Genomic DNA, 20,725 nt, shown 5'->3' with positions numbered 1-20,725 from the left:
ATAACATACGTTAATTGACTACTTTCCTACGTTGGCATTATCCAAATCAGGTGTTAAGGGACTGATTAATATCATCTCAGCCAACAGGCGCCCCTAGTAGTCATTTATCTATTTAGTTAATTTAAGATTATCAAATTGAAGCTACACGGTCAAATTAAAAAATCGCCTAGGATATTTCCTAGACGATTGGATTAATACATATTAAGTCACTTTGAATTAAAGTGTATGGCTTACCACCAGTTATTTTGAGAACGGAATGCTAATGCAGCATCTACTGAACCATAACGTTGTTTCGCGTAGTTTAACATACCTTTAGTTTGTTGTTCTACTGAACCAGTTCCCCAACCTTCTTTAGTTTGACCAAGACCTCTGTAGCCATTAGGACTTACAGCATTTGGATTACCACTTGATTCAGGTAAAACGATTGTATTCCACATAGCTTCAGTACCACCTGCAGCCAAGAATTGAGCTTTTGTTGATCCACCAGTGCTAGCTGTTGAAGTTTGAGTTGTTCTAACTTTTTGAGCTGGCGCTTGGTAAGATTGTTGAGCTGGTGCTTGGTAGCTTTGCTGTTGAGCAGGCGCTTTATATGATTGTTGCGCTGGTGCTTTATATGATTGTTTAGGTGCTTGATAGCTTTGTTGTTGAGCTGGTGCTGCAACTTGTTCTTGAGCTTGTTGAACTGGCGCTTGTTGAGCTACTGGCGCTTGAGCTGGCTCAGCTGATTGAGCAGGCGCTTGTAATGATAATTTTTGTCCAACGATGATTAAGTCTGAAGATAAGTTGTTCCATGCTTTTAATTGAGATACTGTTACATCATATTTAGATGCAATTTTACCTAAAGTATCTCCTGAAACTACAGTATATTCTGTAGTTGATGCTGAAGCTGCTTTAGCTTCGTTAACTTTGATGACTTGGTTTGGTAAAATCAAGTTAGATTTTATACCATTTTCTGATTTAATAGCACTTACTGAAGTACCATATTGTTGTGAAATACTAAATAAAGTATCACCAGATTTAACTGTATGAGTTGCTGCATCAGCTGTAGCTGTTACCCCTGTAGTAACTGCAACTGCCGCTGTTGAAACTGCTAATAATTTTTTCATGATTGAATGTTTCCTCCTGTAAGGTTTTCACTTTTTATATGATTTTTACTTTCTAAACTATACCATTTTTTTTATTGTCATAGGTTACAGATATATGAAAAAACATCATTGAATATTACAGTTAGATTACAACAATTTTCAGACTTTATATATGTTGGAATGCTCACATAAACTGTTATGAAAGCTTTTATAAAGATTGGGCAAAATTAATTATCAGACAATTTGTCATATAGGTGTAATTTATTATACAATTGTAATCTTTTATGTATCCTTGCTGTCCTACAGCAAGACAGCAAGTTTCGGAATTTAGAATCAAGAATTATATAACTTAGATTGAAGTTTAAAATTGAAGGTATATTACTATGAGGTTGGAACTTTAGGATTGGAAGATGGATTTTCATTATTTGAACTATCTTCAATTTCTTTCATGACTTTTACAACATTACTATATTGGTTGTATATTTCATCATTAATATTATTTTCGTTATTATCTTTAGCAGTATTTTTCGCTCTTAACTTTTCTTTATTAAAATTAGAAGATAGATCGTTAGAATAACTTTCAGCACTTTCACTTATTAATTCACTTATTTCTTCTTTAGACTGAGGGATAATCGATTTACTCGATGCAGGCATATTTAAAAATTTAATCGTCTCGCAAATGATTTCTGTTATATATTGTTTCTTGTCATCTTTAATATATGCACGAGACTGTATTTGCCCCGTTAATGCAACAAGTTGTCCTTTCTTCGTATACTCATGAATGTTATAAGCAAGCTTGCCGAAAGCTTTACACACTATAAAATCTACAGCAATATTACCATCTTTCGTTTTATATCCACGTTCAACAGCTAAACAGAAAGTTGAAATCATAATATCACCTTTTTTGAAATATGCAGGATCTTTAGTCAAACGTCCTACTAATACAGATTTATTTAACATAACCTCACCTCCTTATAGTACTAATATAATAAGATGCATATTTTTCGTCAAAGTCCATAATATTATAATTGAGGTTATAATTTTTTACTTTATTTAGAGATTATTGTTAATTCGCTTAAAAGTGCTTTATAATAAGAATCAAAGTTAAACATTCGTATATTTAACTATAAGGGGGATGTTTATGAAGACATTTAAAGCAGTGCGTTTTCAAATTGTAAATGACGAACAAATTACAGAATTCGAATTGTTAGATGGCATTATCATTAATAAAGAAAACAGTGGAACAGGTTGGCTTTTAGAAATCTTAATATCTGATATCCATTATGAACAAATGAAAGAATATCACGATAGTCAAACTTTGCTCGATACTCGTGTAGTTATTACGAGACCTTCCAATGACCCAGCTTTATTCGATGCAACAATCAAATATATTGAACAACTTGAAGATACGATTTCTGTTGTATTTGAATGCCACATTTATACTTTAAGACAAGTATATGCTGAAAGATTATTGGAACAACTTATTGATGAAGGACTTACCGGTGATGAACTTAAAACATCTTTTAATAGATTGATGCAATCTAAACCAAAATTGAAAGACGAGAAAAGCAACATATAAAAAAAGAAAGAACAGATAACTGTTCTTTCTTTTTTTATTGATCTACAAGAGCAAAGCTAATTTCACAACTACATGCAATTTCTCCATCGACAGTTGCTTTAGCAGTACCTTTGCCTATTGGGCCTTTAATTTTATTAATTTCTACTTCTAATCTTAAAGTATCACCAGGTGTTACTTGTTTTTTGAAACGACATTTATCAATTCCTGCAAACATAGCTAGTTTACCTTCGTTTTCTTCTAAACGTAACATCGCTACTGCTCCAGTTTGAGCTAAAGCTTCTACTATAAGAACACCAGGCATAACAGCATAATCTGGAAAATGTCCTTGGAAAAATGGTTCATTACCAGCTACTTGCTTAATACCTACACAGCGCTTACCATCTTCTAATTCTACTATTCTGTCTAACAATAGAAATGGGTAACGGTGTGGAATTATTTTTTTAATTTCATTAAAATCATAAATTGTCTCCATTATGAGCTCCTTCCAGTTAAATCAAAGATGTGTTGCCAAGTTTCAGGATTAAATACCCCAAAAGGATTATGAAGTATACCGTATCCAATCATAGTCCCAACAATAAATAACAAAATCATTAATACTAATAATATAAGTAATTTAATCCATAATGGAATAACTCGATGCTCAACATCTACTCCTTGAATTGTTTCTACTCTATTCTTTTGAATTTTTTCTTTAAAATTTTTATATGGTGACTTTTTTTGTTTATTGTCAGACCTTGATGATTGTGTTTCAGTCATACTAAACCCTCGCTTTATCGTTTAACTTCCCATTATCATTAATACGTTCTACGTCCGCACCTAATGCTTTAAGTTTACCATGAAAATCGACATAACCTCTATCTAAATGTTTAAGTTCTGTAACATTTGTATATCCATCAGATACTAATCCAGCAAGAATTAAAGATGCACCTGCTCTTAAATCCGTAGCTTTAACATCAGCACCTTGTAATTTGTTGTTTCCAGTAACCATTGCACTTCTTCCATTAATGAAGATATCAGCATTCATACGTTTGAATTCTTCTACATGCATAAATCTGTTTTCAAATACTGTTTCAGTCACTTTACTTGTTCCATTGGCTGTTAATAATAAGGCCATAATTTGTGACTGCATATCTGTTGGGAAACCTGGATGAGGCATCGTTTTAATATCTATTGCTTTTATTTCTCCTGGTACTTGGATGTTCAAACCGTCTTCAATATCTGTGATTTGAACGCCAGCTTCTTCTAATTTAGAAACTAAGCTTGTCATATGTTCTCTAATTGCACCAATAACATTGACATTTCCTCTTGTAATTGCACTAGCAATCATAAATGTTCCAGCTTCGATTCTATCTGGAATAATTGAATGTTCTGCTCCATATAATTGTTGTACACCAGTAATTCTTATCGTATCAGTGCCAGCACCATGTACTTTAGCACCCATTTCATTTAAATAGTTTGCTAAGTCAACAATTTCAGGCTCTCTAGCAACGTTTTGAATTTCTGTTTTACCTTCTGCTAATACAGCTGCCATCATAATATTTTGAGTAGCACCTACACTAGGAAAGTCTAAATAAATTTTCGTACCTTTTAGTCCATTAGGTGTTTTTGCTTCAATAAATCCATTATGAAGTTCAATTTCTGCACCTAATGCTTCAAAACCTTTTAAATGTTGCTCGATTGGTCTAGATCCAATTGCACAACCACCTGGTAATGCAACTCTAGCGTGACCTTCTCTTGCTAATAATGGTCCCATTACTAATATGCTCGCTCTCATTTTACTAACATATTCATAAGGCGCTTCAATTTTCAATTGATTTGATGCATCAACTTTAACTGTATTTTTATCTGCTTCATACTCAACATCAGCATTTAAATGTGTTAGTACTGTATTTATAGTATCTACATCACTTAGTTTAGGTACATTAGTTAATACACTTTGACCTGTGCTTGGTAAAAGTGTAGCTGTTAATATAGGTAGTACTGCGTTTTTTGCCCCTTCGACTACTACTGTGCCATTAAGACTTGCTCCGCCTTTTACGACGATTTTATCCATATAATTATCCTCCAAAAAAAACTTCACTGTTATTTATTTTACAAATGTATATATATATTTAATACACATTTTTCTTGATTCATAAACATCACCAAAACATTATACTACTTTTTTGTTCTTTTTTCATTTATTTATGTAATTTCTAGTAATTATTAGAATAGTAGTTTTAATTGTAGCGAATATTGGAGTATATCTAAAATAAAACGACTTACAGCTGTGCCTAATATAATAGATAAAATAATTATAAATGTCTGTGCCTGTGCAACATGATTTTTTTTGAATATATATTCTAATCGAACACCTTGTAAAGCCCAAAATGCCAAACAAACACAAATGACATGTAAAACAAGTCCAATGATGCCTAATTGTCCATAATATTCCATAACAAAAATCCTTTCTATAGTATAAAAAGCTGTCTCATATAGAGACAGCTTAATATATTATCTAAATTTAGCCACTTCAATTCGATTAACTGCACGATGAAGTGCACGTTCAGCACGTCTAAAGTCTACTTCGTCTTGATTGCTATTCAATCGCTCTTCAGCACGTTCTTTAGAATTAATCGCACGCTCTTTATCTATTTCTTCAGCAGTTTCTGCCGATTGAACTAGAACTGTAACTTTATTGGTTCTTACTTCAACAAATCCTTCGGAAACAGCTAAATACTCTGTACCACTTGCTTTGTTTACTTTAACGTATCCAGTTTTTAAAGCTGCAACAGTTGGAATATGTCCAGCCATTACACCCATTTCACCAGTTTCAGTATGTAAAACAACAAGTTCTACTTCTTTTGCTGAGTAAACAGATCCATTAGGAGTGACAACATCTAAGGTAAATGTATTCATTTTCCATTCCTCCTAATTATTATTAGACCTCTACACCCATGTTTTTAGCATTTTCAAGAACTGCTTCAATACCACCGACTAAACGGAAAGCATCTTCTGGGATATGGTCATATTGCCCCTCTAGTATTGCTTTGAAATCTTGTACAGTTTGGCTAACTGGTACATATGATCCTTTTTGACCAGTAAATTGTTCAGCTACATGGAAGTTTTGAGATAAGAAGAACTGGATACGGCGTGCACGTTCAACCGTTTTCTTATCATCATCAGATAACTCATCCATACCAAGGATAGCTATGATATCTTGTAATTCTCTATATTTTTGTAAAGTTTGTTGTACTCGACGTGCAACATCGTAATGCTCATCTCCAACAATTTCAGGAGTTAATGCACGTGATGTTGATGCTAATGGGTCAACTGCAGGATAAATACCCATCTCAGTTAATTTACGTTCTAAGTTCGTTGTTGCATCTAAGTGAGCGAAAGCAGTTGCTGGCGCTGGGTCAGTATAGTCATCGGCAGGTACGAATACTGCTTGAATAGAAGTTACTGATCCTTTATTTGTAGATGTAATACGTTCTTGTAATTGTCCCATTTCAGTAGCAAGTGTTGGTTGGTAACCAACTGCAGAAGGCATACGACCTAATAGTGCTGATACCTCTGAACCTGCTTGAGTAAAACGGAATATGTTATCGATGAATAAAAGAACGTCTTGTCCTTGTTCATCACGGAAGTATTCTGCCATTGTTAAACCAGAAAGTGCTACTCTAGCACGAGCACCAGGTGGCTCATTCATTTGACCGAAGACCATAGCCGTTTTCTTAATAACGCCTGACTCGCTCATTTCATAGTATAAATCGTTACCTTCACGTGTACGTTCACCTACACCTGCGAAAACTGAAATACCACCATGTTCTTGAGCGATATTATTAATTAATTCTTGAATAAGTACAGTTTTACCTACACCGGCACCACCGAATAGACCGATTTTACCACCTTTAATATATGGTGCTAATAAGTCTACTACTTTAATACCTGTTTCAAGAATTTCTACGTTAGTCGTTAAGTCTTCAAATTTAGGAGCTAAACGATGAATTGGGTCACGACGTACACTTTCATCAATTTCTTCACCTAAATCAATTTTTTCGCCTAATACATTAAAAACGCGACCTAATGTTACATCACCAACAGGTACTGATATCGCTCTACCTGTATCAGTAACTTCTTGTCCACGCTTAACACCGTCAGTTGACGCCATTGCTATAGAACGTACTACATCATCACCAAGGTGTAATGCAACTTCTAATGCTAAGTTAAAGCTAGTACCGTTTGGACGGTCTACTTTAACTGTTAAAGCATTATTAATTTCTGGCAATTCACCATGTGGAAATCGTACGTCAATAACTGGGCCTGTAATTTGCGTTACTCGGCCTATTGCCATGTAAATTCCTCCTAATCATTATTCGAGTGCAGCTGCTCCGCCGACAATTTCAGTAATTTGCTGAGTAATTGCAGCTTGTCGAGCTCTGTTATATTGTAACGATAAATCATCAATTAATTCTGAAGCGTTATCTGTTGCATTCTTCATAGCTGTCATTCTAGATGCGTGCTCACTAGCTTTACCATCTAATAATGCACCATAGATTAAACTAATTGTATATTGCGGTAAGATAACTTTTAAAATTGTTTCTTTATCTGGTTCAAATTCATAACCAGCCATCATACTTGAACCTTTTCCTGTATCTTCATCAGATAATGGTAAGATTCGTTTAGATTTTACTTGCTGTTCAAGTACACTTACAAAATGACTGTAGTAAACAGTTAATTCATCATAGAATTCTTCGTTAAATAAATCTACAGCTTTTTCAGTTAACGCTTGAACGTTTTTAAATGTTGGTTGATCTGGTAAGCCTACATATTCTTCAACTACATTATATCCTCTAGCTTTGAAGAAATCTCGACCTACTCGACCTACAACAATAATTGCATATTCATCAGCGTTGTTGTTATGTTTTTCTTTTATATCATTTACTACATTTTTTAAAATGTTAGCGCTGTATGGTCCTGCTAATCCTTTGTCACACGTAATAACTAAGTAACCAGAACGTTTTACAGGTCTTTTCTTAAGCATTGGATGTGAGACATCTGTGCTTTTAGAAGCGATTGCCGTTACTGCATCTTGAATCTTATCCATATAAGGTTGAAATGCATGAGTATTCTCTTCTGCTTTACGCAATTTTGAATTCGACACCATATTCATCGCTTTAGTAATTTGACTCGTTTTTTGCGTAGAAGTGATTCTTCCTTTGATTTCTCTTAGTGAAGCCACAATTTCACCACCTTTTATTTAAAGCTTAATATTACTCTACGTGAGATTTATTAAATACTTTTTTGAATGCATCGATTGCTGAAACAAATTTATCATCAGATGGTAATTGTTTTGTTTCACGAATTTCTTTAAATAGATCGCTAGCATTAGCATCGATCCAATTTAAAAATTCATCTTCAAATCGTGTAATATCTTCAACTGGAATATCATCTAAATGTCCTTTAGTTAAAGCATATAAAATCACAACTTGACGTTCTACAGTCAATGGTTTGTTTTGATCTTGTTTTAGAACTTCAACAGTACGTTTACCACGTTCTAATTTAGATTTAGTAGCTTGATCTAAATCTGAACCAAATTGAGCAAATGATTCTAATTCACGATAAGATGCTAAATCAAGACGTAATGTACCTGCAACTTTTTTCATTGCTTTGATTTGAGCTGAACCACCAACACGTGATACAGATAAACCAGCATTAATGGCAGGTCTTACACCTGAGAAGAATAAGTCAGATTGTAAGAATATTTGTCCGTCTGTAATAGAAATAACGTTTGTAGGTACATATGAAGAAATATCTCCTGCTTGAGTTTCAACAAATGGTAACGCAGTAATTGAACCGCCACCTAAATCATCATTTAATTTAGCAGCACGTTCTAATAAACGGCTATGTAAGTAGAATACATCACCTGGGTATGCTTCACGACCTGGTGGACGACGAAGTAATAGTGATAACTCACGATATGCTGCTGCTTGTTTAGTTAAATCATCATATACGATTAAGACATGTTTACCATTAAACATGAATTCTTCACCCATACTTACACCCGCATAAGGCGCGATGTAAAGTAATGGCGCAGGTTGTGCTGCAGATGCAGATACAACAATTGTATAATCAAGAGCACCGTGTCGGCGTAATGTTTCAACAGCAGTACGTACAGTAGATTCTTTCTGACCAATAGCAACGTAAATACAAATCATATCTTCGTCTTTTTGGTTAAGAATTGTATCGATAGCTACTGTTGTTTTACCAGTTTGACGATCTCCAATGATTAACTCACGTTGACCACGTCCAATTGGTACTAATGCATCAATTGCTTTAATACCAGTTTGTAATGGTTCATCAACTGATTTACGATCCATTACACCTGTTGCTGGTGATTCAACAGGACGTGTTTTAGATGTGTTGATTGGACCTAGTCCATCGATAGGTTGTCCTAAAGGATTCACAACACGTCCGATTAATTCTTCTCCTACAGGTACTTCCATAATACGACCAGTACGTTTAACTTCGTCGCCTTCTTTAATACCATCTGCAGGTCCTAAAATAACAATACCTACATTATTTTCTTCTAAATTTTGTGCTAAACCTAAAACGCCAGTATGGAATTCTAATAGTTCGCCTGCCATAACGTCGTTTAAGCCATGAGCTAATGCAATACCATCTCCGACTTGGATTACTGTACCAACATCGGTAACTGACATTTCTGACTCATAGTTTTCAATTTGAGAGCGTAATAAAGCACTGATTTCTTCAGCTTTAATGGCCATCTATGTCACTCCTTAATATTATTTCATTTGTTGAAATGATTTTGATAATTGATTTAAATCATTTTGAATTGATCCATCGTATACTTTTGTACCAATGGATACGCGTATGCCACCAATTAATGCATCATTAACTTGATTTTCTAATATGAGTTTTTTCAAACCCGTTCTTTTAATAAACGCTTTACCAATTTCATCTAATTCTTCATTAGATAACGGATAGACAGATTCAACTTTCATTAAATCTTGGCTATGTACCTGATTATAAATATTTCTATAATCTTCATATATTTCTGGGATTAAAGATAATTTATTATTATTAGCTAGTAAGAATAATGTATTTAGTAATGGTTTAGAAACACCTTTAAATACTTTTTCAACAAATTGTTGTCTTTCATCTTTAGCTAATTTAGGATTGCTATCTATTGATCTTAAATCACTTATTTGATCTTTAACACTTATTGTTATTTGATCAAGCTCATTTAATATGTCATTTGTTAAATTTTGCTCTTCTGCTACATCATATAGAGCTTGGGCATATTTTTGACTAATGTTCGCCATTATTTATCCCCTGCCTCTTTAATGTATTTTTCAACAAGGTCTTTTTGATCTTGTTCAGAGATTTCTTTATTAATTACTTTTGAAGCAATTAATACAGAAAGCTCAGATACACGATTATTGATATCAGAAATAGCTCTTTGTTTTTCTTGTTGAATTTCTGCTTGAGCTGTTTGAACTAAGCCATTCGCTTTAACATTTGCTTCATTAATCATTTGCTCTTGTTGTATTTTTGCTTGATGTTTAGCATCGTCAAGAATTGTTTGCACTTCTTCTTGAGTTTTTTTAAGTAAATCTTTGTTTTCTTCTTCTAATTTTTTAGCTTTTACTTTTGCATCGTGAGCATCATCGATATCTTTATTGATTGAGTTTTCACGCTCGTCCATGATAGATTTTAATGGTCCCCAAGCAAACTTTTTTAATAAAGCTAACAAGACGATAAATGTGACTAATGTGAACAAAGCTGTTCCCCATTCGACACCGCCACTTGCTGCACCTAAAACTAATACGTTTTGATCCACTGCCAATTACACTCCTTTCATTGCAATTCAAGATGTAAAACATCTCATAAATGAATGGCGAAATCCTTTTAAGGTAGACTCCGCCTGTTCTGAAAATATGTTAAATTATTTATTCATTACCATGAATGCTACTACTACTGCAATGATAGGAAGGGCTTCAACTAAACCAACACCGATAAACATTATTGTCATTAATGGACCACGTGCTTCTGGTTGACGTGCAACACCTTCTACTGTTCTTGATACGATAAGACCGTTACCAATACCTGCTCCTAATGCTGCTAAACCAATCGCGATTGCTGCTGCTATTACACCTAAACTCATTATAAATTTCCTCCTAGAATTAAAAATATTAATTGTTTTTTTAAATTATATATTAATGATCGTCTGCCACTTTATGAGACATATAAACCATTGATAACATTACGAATATGTAAGCTTGAATTGACCCGATGAATATTGAGAATCCTTGCCATACTATCGCTGGTAAAATTGCTCCGAAAAGACCAAGTGCGCCTCCTGTAGCTAATGTTGCTAATAAACCTAGTAATACTTCACCTGCAAATATATTACCGTATAAACGTAGACCAAGCGTTAATGTTGAAGCGAATTCTTCAACAATTTTGAAAGGGACCATGAATGCCACAGGTTGTACGAATGATTTCAAGTACGCCCCTGTTCCACGCATTTTAACACCATAATAATGTGTTAGTAGAACCATCAATGTCGCTAATGTTAGGGTAACTGTTGGATCTGCAGTAGGTGATTTCCACCATAATGTATGCCCAACAACAATTGAGAATGGTAACCCTAGCATATTTGATACAAATATGAAGAATATTAATGTAACTGCCAAGAAGTGGAATTTCCCTCCGTCTTTCCAAGCCATATTACTTTGGATAATGCCTTTTACAAAGTCAAATATCCATTCAATAAAATTTTGAGCACCAGTAGGTCTAACTTTTAGGTTCCTAGTACAAAAAACAGCTATTCCGAAAACGATTACGGCAGTAACGACTAACATTAACATACTCGAAAGATTGAATAGTAAATCAAATCCTCCTAAATTGATGGACCACATAGGTGATTCGTGTTCCATATCTTCACCTCTTTTCACAATTTTAATTATTTAATCGAGACTTTTTAACGACCTAAACATAATTAACACATATGCAATCATAAGTCCTACTAAAATCCCGATAATATCAACGATTAGTGGATATTTAAGCCAAAAACAACATGCAACAATAGTCACAAGATATCTGACCCAGTTTCCTGTTGATAATTGTAATGATTCAGCATTTTTTGCTCGATTGAGGTAAACTTCCCATGAAAACAAGTTAACAGCTGATGCTATTGTTCCAATAATAAGCCCTAAAACGAACTCATGTTTCAAGAAGAAATACACTACAAATAGAATAATTATGAAGAAAATAAAATACTGTAAATAAGACTTAAAAAAGCCCTTTATATCAAACATTCTGCTGAAACTCCTTAAATAAGTGTTATATCTTTGAAAACCGTTTCATCACACAATTTTCATGATAATATAGTGGCTCTATAGTGTCAATGCTATGACAAAAATAGAAAACAAATTTTTGTCATTCATTTGTCACAGAATTGACACAAACCACCACTTTTATTATTTTGTTTTAAATGGTTCTGGTGCTTCAGTCAAAATATCAAAATAATATTTAATATTTTCACAAATTCTCTTAGATGCTAAGCCATCACCATATGGATTTTGAGCGATACTCATTCTCTCATATAATGCTTGATCTGTTAACAATGCTTTCGTTTCTTTATAAACATTGTCTTCCTCTACTCCTACAAGCTTCAACGTACCAGCTTCAACACCTTCTGGTCTCTCAGTTGTATCTCTTAATACAAGAACTGGTTTACCCAATGAAGGCGCCTCTTCTTGTACACCACCTGAATCTGTAAGGATTAGATGAGAGTTTGCAGCAAAGTTATGGAAATCAATAACTTCTAAAGGTTCAATCAATTCTATACGTTCATGATCACTTAAAATTTGATTGGCAATACTTCTAACTTTTGGATTTTTGTGCATTGGATAAACAACGACAACATCTTCATGCTCTTCAACAATTTGTCTAACAGCATTAAAGATATTTTCCATAGGTTTACCAATGTTTTCACGTCTATGCGCAGTTAATAACACGATACGTTTACCTTCATGACGTTTAATAATATCACTTTTATAACCGTCACTTACAGTAGTTGATAACGCATCGATCGCTGTATTTCCTGTAACAACAATAGATTCGTCATTTTTATTTTCTTGAAGTAAATTATGTTTAGACTGATCAGTTGGTGAGAAGTGTAAATCAGCAAGGACCCCCGTCATTTGTCGATTCATTTCTTCTGGGAATGGAGAGTATTTATTCCAAGTTCTTAACCCTGCTTCTACATGACCAATGGCAACTTCGTTATAAAAAGCTGCTAAACTGCCTGCAAAAGTAGTTGTTGTATCTCCATGTACCAATATCATATCTGGCTTCGCTTCTTGAATAACACTTTCTAGCCCACCTAATACTCTTGATGTTACTTCTGAAAGTGTTTGCCCTTGTTTCATAATATTTAAATCATAATCTGGTGTTATATCAAATGTCTCTAGAACTGAATCTAGCATTTCTCTATGTTGCGCTGTTACAACTACAATAGGTTGTAGCTCCGGATCATTTTTTAATTCTAAAACTAAAGGTGCCATTTTAATAGCTTCAGGTCGCGTACCAAATATCGTCATAATTTTCTTCATTGTAATAAAATCCTCCTATTATTATTTAGTGCCAAATAATCGATCACCAGCATCACCTAAACCAGGTATGATATATGCATGGTCATCTAATTTTTCGTCTAATGCAGCAATATAAATATCTACGTCATCATGTGCTTCTTGTAATGCTTTAACCCCTTCAGGTGCAGCAATCAAGCCCATAAAACGTATTTTATTCGCTCCACGATTCTTTAATGATTGAATCGCTTCGATTGCTGATGCACCTGTAGCAAGCATAGGATCTACTACAATAATTTCGCGTTCTTCAATATCTTGTGGTAATTTCACAAAATATTCTACCGCTTCTAACGTTTCAGGATCACGGTATAAACCTACGTGACCAACTCTTGCAGCTGGTACAAGTTTCATAATACCGTCTGTCATACCTAATCCTGCACGCAAAATAGGTATAAGCGCTAATTTCTTACCGGATAATCTTTGAGCTTTCATCTTAGTTACTGGTGTTTCAATTTCGACATCTGTCGTTTCGAAATCTCTCGTAACTTCATATGCCATTAGCATACCTACTTCGTCGACAAGCTCTCTAAACTCCTTAGTGCCAGTTTTTTGATCACGTATATAACTCAGTTTGTGCTGAATTAACGGGTGATCAAAAACATGTACTTTACCCATAAGTCTAGCCTCCATTAAATATTTATTTGTTGTAAAGTGGGAATTTAGAAGTTAATGATAATACACGTTCATGTGCTGTTTTCAATGTTTGTTCATCTTCAGGGTTTTTAAGCACTAACGCTATAATTCTACCCACTTCTTCAATTGCATCTTCATCGAATCCACGTGATGTAACAGCTGGTGTTCCAAGACGAATACCACTTGTTACGAAAGGCTTTTCTTGATCAAAAGGTATCGTATTTTTATTACATGTTATACCTACTTCATCTAAAGCATTTTCAGCTAATTTGCCTGTAATACCAAGTGAGCCCTTAACATCTACACAGATTAAATGATTATCAGTACCTCCAGAAACTATACGTAAACCTTCTTCTTCTAGAGTCGCTGCTAATTTTTGAGCATTCTTAATTACTTGTTTTTGATATTCCTTAAATTCTGGTTTTAATGCTTCACCGAATGAAACAGCTTTACCAGCGATAACATGCATTAATGGACCACCTTGTATTCCTGGGAAAATCGTTTTATCAATTTCTTTAGCATACTCTTCTTTACAGAAAATCATGCCCCCTCTTGGTCCTCTTAATGTTTTATGCGTTGTTGTTGTAACAAAGTCAGCATATTCAATAGGATTTTGGTGTAAACCTGCTGCTACTAAGCCAGCGATATGTGCCATATCTACCATTAATTTAGCGCCAACTTCATCTGCTATTTCTTTGAATCGTTTAAAATCAATTTGTCTTGGGTAAGCAGATGCTCCGGCAACAATTAATTTTGGTTTTGATTCTTTTGCTACTTTTAAAATTTCATCATAGTCGATTTGTTCATTTTCTTTTGAAACACCGTACTCAACAAAGTTATATAATTTCCCACTGAAATTAACTTTTGCTCCGTGAGTTAAGTGTCCACCATGACTTAAGTTCATTCCAAGTACAGTATCACCAGGCTCTAAAGCTACAAAGTATACAGCCATATTCGCTTGTGATCCTGAATGAGGTTGTACGTTAACGTGATCTCCACCGAAAATAGCTTTAGCTCTATCACGCGCTAAATCTTCTACGATATCAACATAGTCACAGCCACCATAATAACGACGACCTGGGTAACCTTCTGCATATTTGTTAGTTAATACAGAACCTTGAGCTTCCATTACTGTTTCAGAAACAAAGTTCTCTGATGCTATAAGTTCAATATTATTATTCTGTCTATCAAACTCTTTTTCCATTGCTTTGAAAAGTTCTTCGTCTTGCTTTTTAATTAATGACATGTACAATCCCTCACTTTTAAGAATTTAATACTTTGCTCTTGCGCCACCAATTAATTTGGGGCGACTTTTAGCTACTGTAACAATAGCTTCTCCAATACATTTAGTTTCAATGGATATTGGCACTGCGACGTGCTTTAAATGCATACCAATCAGAGTTTGACCAATATCAATGCCTTTATCACATTGAATATGTTCAACAACAACTGGGTCTTTCATATGTTGATATGCATAAGTTGATAAGCTTCCTCCAGCGTTTACTTGAGGTACGACAGAAACTTCAGTCATAGAATGCGCATCGAATAGTTCACGTTCAATTGTTATAGCACGATTAATATGTTCACAACCTTGAAACGCAAAATGAACACCTGTCTCTTTATGTATCAATTCAAGACTATTAAACAACTCTTTTGCTATGTCCATTGATCCATTCGATCCAATTTTAGAACCTCTAATTTCTGACGTTGAACAGCCAATGATGCATAATTCATTCTTGTTAAAGAATTCAATTGATTTAAGTTCATCCAATAATTGTTTTAAATGCTCTATCATGAACAACCGCCTTCAATCTTATCTATGCGTCTTTGATGTCTTCCGCCTTCGAATTCACTAGTCAACCATGTTCTGACGATGAGAAGTGCTAAACCTTCGCCTATAACACGTTGGCCCATTGCTAATACGTTAGAATCATTATGCTGTCTCGTAACTTCTGCGGTAAAAACATCATGCACAAGTGCACAACGAATCCCCTTTACCTTATTCGAAGCGATAGACATACCAATTCCAGTTCCACAAATCAAAATCCCTTTATCAAATGAGCCATCTGCAACACTTTCTGACACTGGTCTTGCATAATCGGGATAATCTACTGACTCACCTTCATGTGTACCAAAGTCTTTATATTCAATGTTCATTTCATCAAGTAAACGTTTTATTGCTTCTTTGTATTCAAAGCCACCGTGATCTGCTGCAATAGCTACTTTCATCTTCCCACCTCCCAAATTGTTTATACTATAATATTATAACTTATTTTCAATGTGTGTTATAGCAATTCTTCAAATTATTTAAATTCTTAACTGCTCTGTAATAATTCCTTAATGAGCATACTTAGCTCTTCGTAGGTGTTTTGATAAATATTTTGTGGCTGCCCATAAGGATCCAAGACATCTCCTTTTTCACCTTTCACATAGTGTTTTAAGGCATGAATATTTTCATGTGTGAATTGAGACTCTAAAATCGATTTGTGTGCTTCAGTCATAGTGAGTATTAAATCTGCATCTAAATCCTCTTCAGAAAATTGTTGAGCCGTTCCAGGAACTGGCAAATTATTACTCACTATTATTTCCATAGATTGCATTGAAATGGGCGTGCCATTAAAAGCAGAAATACCTCTTGATTGAATATCATAATTTGGCTTTAAATCTTTAGCAATGGCTTCAGCTAATGGACTTCTACATGTGTTTCCTGTACAAACAAAAACTATTTTCACAATTCATCTTCCCCTTTAATATTATGACCACTTGCTTTATCAATTCTATTCATGAGTGCAACAGTATTTTCATTTCTATTGTATCCACTAATATATATATGGTCTATATCTGTAAGTTGGTCGGCAATTCGCAATGCATCATATAAATCGTGATGTGCGCCTCTTATGTCGTTTTCATCATTTCCTAAAGGGATGAAAATCATTTCTTCTGAAATAAATGATTCAATGCTCTTAGGTCCTATAACAGCTATTTTATGATCTTTTATCACTGAACTTATTATAGGTTTAGTAATACCCCCTTCAACCAAAGTTACAGGTTGCGTAGGTGCGTAATGTTTATACTTCATTCCAGGAGCAATCGGCTTATCCATATCTATTTTTGTATCTACTACGCTGTATGGTAATACTTTATTGATCATCTCAGCTGTTATTGATCCAGGTCGTGCAATTTTAAATGGGTAACTTGTACAATCTATTACAGTACTTTCAATCCCTTCATCTATATCATCAGCTTGAATGATTCCAAAAATTCTACCATCTAAATCATGTTTCACATGTTCAAATTTTGTAGGAGAAGGTCTACCACTAATATTTGCACTTGGCGCAGCAATTGGTAAATGCGTCAATTGAAGTATTGCTCTACCGATAACATGGCTCGGCATACGTACTGCAACAGATTTTAAACCACCTGTTACGCGGTCGCTTAAGAAGCCTGATTTATAAGGCACTATAAATGAAATAGGTCCAGGCCAAAAAGCATCCATTAATATTTCTGTTTCTTTTGATATGTTCTGAGTAAAATCATCCAATTGAGATTTATCGTGAATATGAACAATCAAAGGGTTATCAGACGGTCTACCTTTTGCTAAATATATTTTTTCAACTGCTTGTTCATCTTTAGCGTTTGCACCTAAACCATATACTGTTTCAGTAGGTAATGCGATAAGCTCATTTTGATGATATCCCTCTACAATTTGATTGATTTGTGGATAACTTTGTAAGTTATGAACATACTTACGCACATCCCAAACATATGTTTCCAAGACGATTCTTCCCTTCTCTAAAGCGTTTATTATATGCAAATAAAAGTTATCCACATAACGTGGATAACTCCAACTATTTTGTGTATAACTTTTATTGATTCATCCAATTAAATTGTATCATACGATTGTTTTGATTTATATCTTTGATGATTTTCAAATTTTCTACATTATAATGTTCTAAAATATAAGCTTTTAAAATATCACCTTGTAAATGTCCAATTTCAAATATAACAAGGCCACCTTTAGTAATGACTTTATCAAGATTTGAAAGTATATCTTTATATATAGCTAAACCATCATCAGGTGCGAACAGTGCTAAATGCGGCTCATAATCTAATACCGTTCCTGACATTTCCTTTTGCTCTTCATATGAAATATATGGTGGATTAGACACTAACACATCTACTTTAATCTTTTTATCAATAAGCGGCTTAAGTGTTTCACCTAATAAAAATTCAACTTGAGCATCAAGCATCTCTGCATTTTCTTTAGCTATTGAAATAGCGCAAGCGCTAATATCCGTTGCAAAAACTGATAAATCTGGTCGTTCTTTTTTTAAGGAAATTGCAATCGCACCTGAGCCAGTCCCAATATCACACAAAATTTTATTTTTCGAGTTGAGCATCTCAAGTGTTTGATAAACAAGCTCTTCAGTTTCTGGCCTTGGTATCAAGACATCTCGGTTTACTTTAAACTTTCTGCCATAAAATTCAGCAAAACCAGCAATATATTGTACAGGTTCACCTTTATACATGCGCTCTCTATATGATAAATATTGATTTAAAATATGCTCAGGTACATTTTCTCGAAAGTTTAAAGCTATTTCTGTACGAGACATACCTGTTATATCTTCTAATAACCAATCAGCACGAGAGGTTTCAAACCCTCGTGCTGATAATCCATCATAAGTTTCTTTCAATAATTGTTGAAAATTATAATTGTCCATTATTAAGTTCTTCCAATTTTTCTGTTTGTTCATGCATTGTTAATGCATCTATAATTTCGTCAACTTTGCCTTCCATTATTTGATCTAATTTTTGCAAAGTTAAACCGATACGGTGGTCAGTCACTCTGTTTTGAGGATAATTATATGTTCTTATTCTCTCAGAACGGTCACCAGTACCTACAGCTGATTTTCTCTTCTCAGCATATTTAGCATTTTCTTCTCTAACCATCATGTCGTATACTCTAGCTTTTAATACTTTAAAAGCTTTTTCACGGTTTTTAATTTGTGATTTTTCTGATGAAGTCGCAACTATTCCTGTTGGTACATGTGTAATACGTACGGCTGAATCCGTTGTATTAACATGCTGTCCACCTGAGCCACTAGAACGATACGTTTCAATTTTTAAATCTTCTGCTCTAATATCGATTTCAACATCTTCTGCTTCAGGTAGCACCGCAACTGTTGCAGTTGATGTATGGATTCTACCACCCGATTCAGTTTCTGGTACACGTTGAACACGGTGCGCACCATTTTCATATTTAAGTTTACTGAAAGCACCATTACCTTGAATAGAAAAACTCACTTCTTTATATCCACCATGGTCACTTATATTTTCTTCGACAACGTCAATTTTATATCCATTCGCTTCAGCAAATCTAGAATACATTCTAAATAAGTCGCCTGCAAATATCGCCGCTTCATCTCCACCTGCAGCACCACGAATTTCCATAATAACGTTTTTACCGTCGTTAGGATCTTTTGGTATCAACAATAGCTTCATTTCTGATTCGAGCTCAGGAACACGCTTAGTTAAACTATTAATTTCTTCTTTTAACATATCTTGTTCTTCTTTATCTGTAGTTTCATCAAGCATTAATTTCGCGTCTTCTATATCACCTTTTACAGATTTATAAGTTCTATATACCTCGACCGTTTGTTGTAAATCAGATTGCTCTTTTGAATACTTTCTCAATTTATCAGTATCTGACACTACATCTGGATCGCTTAACATTTCATTTAACTGTTCATATCTATTTTCAACAATATCTAATTGATCAAACATTTATATCACTCCTTGTTTCAGTTCTTATTATATGATGATCTCTACATCTTGGTTCATAACTTTCATCTGCTCCGACTAATATAATCGGATCTTCAATGTGGGCAGGTTCACCGTTGATTAGCCTTTGTGTTCTACTCGATGGTGAGCCACATACTGCACAAACAGCTTGTAATTTTGTAACGATTTCAGCAACTGCCATCATTTCTGGCATTGGCTCAAATGGTACGCCTTTAAAGTCCATATCTAAACCTGCAACTACTACACGGTAACCTTCTTCTGCTAATTTTTGAGCCACTTCAACGACTTCGTTATCGAAAAATTGAACTTCATCAATACCAATTATATCTATGCCTTGCAAGTCTTGATGTAAGATTTCGCTTGAGTGTTCAATACTTATTGCATCTAGTTGATTGCCATTATGAGATACTACAGCTTCTTCACTATAGCGATTATCGATAGATGGCTTAAATACTTTCACATTTTGTTTAGCATATAAACCTCTTCTTAGACGTCTTATAAGCTCTTCTGACTTACCACTAAACATACTTCCGCAAATACATTCTATCCATCCGGAATGGTAATTTTCGTACATATTACTTATCCACCTTTTCCAACATAATCGCTTAATTATATCATATTCTTTTTACATATTTATTAATTATTACAAAAAAAAGCACCCTTTAAAAAAGGATGCTTGATTGGCTTCATATTTAGTTTTCTGATTTTAAACCAAATTTTTTGTTGAAGCGTTCTACACGACCATCCGCAGATGCGAACTTTTGACGTCCTGTATAGAATGGATGTGAATCTGAAGAGATATCTAAACGGATAACTGGGTATTCGTTACCATCTTCCCATTCCATAGTTTCGTTAGAACTACGTGTTGAACCACTTAAGAATTTGAAGTCTGTAGTTGTATCTAAAAAGATAACTTTATTATACTCTGGATGAATTCCTTGTTTCATTATTTTCAGCTCCTTTGC

26 protein-coding genes, 1 pseudogene and 1 riboswitch are annotated in these 20,725 nt (G+C 34.3%); of the genes and pseudogenes, 1 reads left to right on the top strand and 26 read right to left on the bottom strand.

The window, feature by feature from the left end; genetic code table 11:
* Positions 1-6: 6 nt before the first annotated feature.
* Positions 7-105, bottom strand: a riboswitch (TPP riboswitch).
* 125 nt (positions 106-230) lie between these two features.
* Both PYW35_RS13290 and PYW35_RS03570 read right to left on the bottom strand, forming a co-directional pair.
* Positions 231-503: pseudogene (locus tag PYW35_RS13290) on the bottom strand (aggregation-promoting factor C-terminal-like domain-containing protein); the annotation flags it as partial.
* A gap of 963 nt (positions 504-1,466) precedes the next feature.
* Positions 1,467-2,045, bottom strand: coding sequence for a single-stranded DNA-binding protein (locus PYW35_RS03570; protein WP_016910963.1), 579 nt, complete (start codon positions 2,043-2,045; stop codon positions 1,467-1,469).
* Positions 2,046-2,226: 181 nt separating this feature from the next.
* Between PYW35_RS03570 and PYW35_RS03565 the strand changes: the two genes are divergently transcribed.
* On the top strand, positions 2,227-2,664 hold the full coding sequence (locus PYW35_RS03565; RefSeq protein WP_016910964.1) for a YwpF-like family protein: 438 nt from the start codon (positions 2,227-2,229) through the stop codon (positions 2,662-2,664).
* Between the two features lie 34 nt (positions 2,665-2,698).
* Here PYW35_RS03565 and fabZ read toward each other — a convergent pair whose 3' ends face one another.
* From fabZ to PYW35_RS03445, 24 genes are all read right to left on the bottom strand, one after another.
* The gene (fabZ, locus tag PYW35_RS03560) at positions 2,699-3,136 is read right to left on the bottom strand and encodes a 3-hydroxyacyl-ACP dehydratase FabZ (RefSeq protein WP_016910965.1); all 438 of its coding nucleotides are present in this window, start codon (positions 3,134-3,136) and stop codon (positions 2,699-2,701) included.
* On the bottom strand, positions 3,136-3,420 hold the full coding sequence (locus PYW35_RS03555) for a DNA-directed RNA polymerase subunit beta (protein WP_103322378.1): 285 nt from the start codon (positions 3,418-3,420) through the stop codon (positions 3,136-3,138). Before PYW35_RS03555 ends, fabZ begins: the two co-directional genes overlap by 1 nt.
* A gap of 1 nt (position 3,421) precedes the next feature.
* Positions 3,422-4,717: a UDP-N-acetylglucosamine 1-carboxyvinyltransferase gene (gene murA, locus PYW35_RS03550; protein WP_016910966.1), complete on the bottom strand. Its 1,296-nt coding sequence runs from the start codon at positions 4,715-4,717 to the stop codon at positions 3,422-3,424.
* A gap of 152 nt (positions 4,718-4,869) precedes the next feature.
* Positions 4,870-5,100, bottom strand: a complete 231-nt coding sequence (locus PYW35_RS03545; RefSeq protein WP_016910967.1) for a DUF1146 family protein — start codon at positions 5,098-5,100, stop codon at positions 4,870-4,872.
* Between the two features lie 57 nt (positions 5,101-5,157).
* Positions 5,158-5,562 (bottom strand): F0F1 ATP synthase subunit epsilon, encoded by a 405-nt coding sequence (locus PYW35_RS03540; protein WP_016910968.1) that lies wholly within the window; start codon positions 5,560-5,562, stop codon positions 5,158-5,160.
* A gap of 22 nt (positions 5,563-5,584) precedes the next feature.
* Positions 5,585-7,000 carry a F0F1 ATP synthase subunit beta gene (gene atpD / locus PYW35_RS03535; protein WP_103322377.1) on the bottom strand — a complete coding sequence of 472 codons (1,416 nt, stop codon included), beginning with the start codon at positions 6,998-7,000 and terminating at the stop codon, positions 5,585-5,587.
* Positions 7,001-7,018: 18 nt separating this feature from the next.
* Positions 7,019-7,888 carry an ATP synthase F1 subunit gamma gene (atpG, locus tag PYW35_RS03530; protein WP_016910969.1) on the bottom strand — a complete coding sequence of 290 codons (870 nt, stop codon included), beginning with the start codon at positions 7,886-7,888 and terminating at the stop codon, positions 7,019-7,021.
* Positions 7,889-7,919: 31 nt separating this feature from the next.
* Entirely contained in the window at positions 7,920-9,434 is a 1,515-nt protein-coding gene (gene atpA, locus PYW35_RS03525; protein ID WP_016910970.1) for a F0F1 ATP synthase subunit alpha, read from the bottom strand.
* 18 nt (positions 9,435-9,452) lie between these two features.
* Positions 9,453-9,992 carry a F0F1 ATP synthase subunit delta gene (locus PYW35_RS03520; protein WP_016910971.1) on the bottom strand — a complete coding sequence of 180 codons (540 nt, stop codon included), beginning with the start codon at positions 9,990-9,992 and terminating at the stop codon, positions 9,453-9,455.
* The gene (locus PYW35_RS03515) at positions 9,992-10,516 is read right to left on the bottom strand and encodes a F0F1 ATP synthase subunit B (protein ID WP_026023175.1); all 525 of its coding nucleotides are present in this window, start codon (positions 10,514-10,516) and stop codon (positions 9,992-9,994) included. Before PYW35_RS03515 ends, PYW35_RS03520 begins: the two co-directional genes overlap by 1 nt.
* A gap of 99 nt (positions 10,517-10,615) precedes the next feature.
* Complete coding sequence (gene atpE, locus PYW35_RS03510; protein WP_016910973.1) at positions 10,616-10,834, bottom strand: F0F1 ATP synthase subunit C; 219 nt, start codon at positions 10,832-10,834, stop codon at positions 10,616-10,618.
* 52 nt (positions 10,835-10,886) lie between these two features.
* Positions 10,887-11,609 carry a F0F1 ATP synthase subunit A gene (gene atpB / locus PYW35_RS03505; RefSeq protein WP_016910974.1) on the bottom strand — a complete coding sequence of 241 codons (723 nt, stop codon included), beginning with the start codon at positions 11,607-11,609 and terminating at the stop codon, positions 10,887-10,889.
* 30 nt (positions 11,610-11,639) lie between these two features.
* Positions 11,640-11,990, bottom strand: coding sequence for an ATP synthase subunit I (locus tag PYW35_RS03500; protein WP_016910975.1), 351 nt, complete (start codon positions 11,988-11,990; stop codon positions 11,640-11,642).
* A gap of 162 nt (positions 11,991-12,152) precedes the next feature.
* The gene (gene wecB, locus PYW35_RS03495; RefSeq protein ID WP_103322376.1) at positions 12,153-13,289 is read right to left on the bottom strand and encodes a non-hydrolyzing UDP-N-acetylglucosamine 2-epimerase; all 1,137 of its coding nucleotides are present in this window, start codon (positions 13,287-13,289) and stop codon (positions 12,153-12,155) included.
* Positions 13,290-13,310: 21 nt separating this feature from the next.
* Positions 13,311-13,940, bottom strand: a complete 630-nt coding sequence (upp, locus tag PYW35_RS03490; protein ID WP_016910977.1) for a uracil phosphoribosyltransferase — start codon at positions 13,938-13,940, stop codon at positions 13,311-13,313.
* A 22-nt stretch (positions 13,941-13,962) separates the two neighbouring features.
* The gene (locus PYW35_RS03485) at positions 13,963-15,204 is read right to left on the bottom strand and encodes a serine hydroxymethyltransferase (protein ID WP_016910978.1); all 1,242 of its coding nucleotides are present in this window, start codon (positions 15,202-15,204) and stop codon (positions 13,963-13,965) included.
* 24 nt (positions 15,205-15,228) lie between these two features.
* Positions 15,229-15,750, bottom strand: a complete 522-nt coding sequence (locus PYW35_RS03480; RefSeq protein WP_103322393.1) for a TIGR01440 family protein — start codon at positions 15,748-15,750, stop codon at positions 15,229-15,231.
* Positions 15,750-16,187: a ribose 5-phosphate isomerase B gene (gene rpiB, locus PYW35_RS03475; protein ID WP_016910980.1), complete on the bottom strand. Its 438-nt coding sequence runs from the start codon at positions 16,185-16,187 to the stop codon at positions 15,750-15,752. The genes PYW35_RS03480 and rpiB overlap by 1 nt, the downstream gene beginning before the upstream one ends.
* Positions 16,188-16,273: 86 nt before the next feature.
* Positions 16,274-16,690, bottom strand: a complete 417-nt coding sequence (locus tag PYW35_RS03470; RefSeq protein ID WP_103322375.1) for a low molecular weight protein arginine phosphatase — start codon at positions 16,688-16,690, stop codon at positions 16,274-16,276.
* The gene (locus PYW35_RS03465) at positions 16,687-17,733 is read right to left on the bottom strand and encodes an L-threonylcarbamoyladenylate synthase (RefSeq protein WP_103322374.1); all 1,047 of its coding nucleotides are present in this window, start codon (positions 17,731-17,733) and stop codon (positions 16,687-16,689) included. The genes PYW35_RS03470 and PYW35_RS03465 overlap by 4 nt, the downstream gene beginning before the upstream one ends.
* 91 nt (positions 17,734-17,824) lie before the next feature.
* Positions 17,825-18,679, bottom strand: a complete 855-nt coding sequence (prmC, locus tag PYW35_RS03460; protein ID WP_103322373.1) for a peptide chain release factor N(5)-glutamine methyltransferase — start codon at positions 18,677-18,679, stop codon at positions 17,825-17,827.
* Positions 18,666-19,742 carry a peptide chain release factor 1 gene (prfA, locus tag PYW35_RS03455; RefSeq protein WP_016910984.1) on the bottom strand — a complete coding sequence of 359 codons (1,077 nt, stop codon included), beginning with the start codon at positions 19,740-19,742 and terminating at the stop codon, positions 18,666-18,668. The genes prmC and prfA overlap by 14 nt, the downstream gene beginning before the upstream one ends.
* On the bottom strand, positions 19,735-20,334 hold the full coding sequence (locus PYW35_RS03450) for a thymidine kinase (RefSeq protein WP_016910985.1): 600 nt from the start codon (positions 20,332-20,334) through the stop codon (positions 19,735-19,737). Before PYW35_RS03450 ends, prfA begins: the two co-directional genes overlap by 8 nt.
* A gap of 118 nt (positions 20,335-20,452) precedes the next feature.
* Complete coding sequence (locus PYW35_RS03445) at positions 20,453-20,707, bottom strand: type B 50S ribosomal protein L31 (protein WP_016910986.1); 255 nt, start codon at positions 20,705-20,707, stop codon at positions 20,453-20,455.
* Positions 20,708-20,725 lie beyond the last annotated feature (18 nt).

This window comes from Mammaliicoccus vitulinus (assembly GCF_029024305.1).
GTDB classification, from domain to species: Bacteria; Bacillota; Bacilli; order Staphylococcales; family Staphylococcaceae; genus Mammaliicoccus; species Mammaliicoccus vitulinus.
This window is presented reverse-complemented; position numbering and strand designations above follow the sequence as displayed.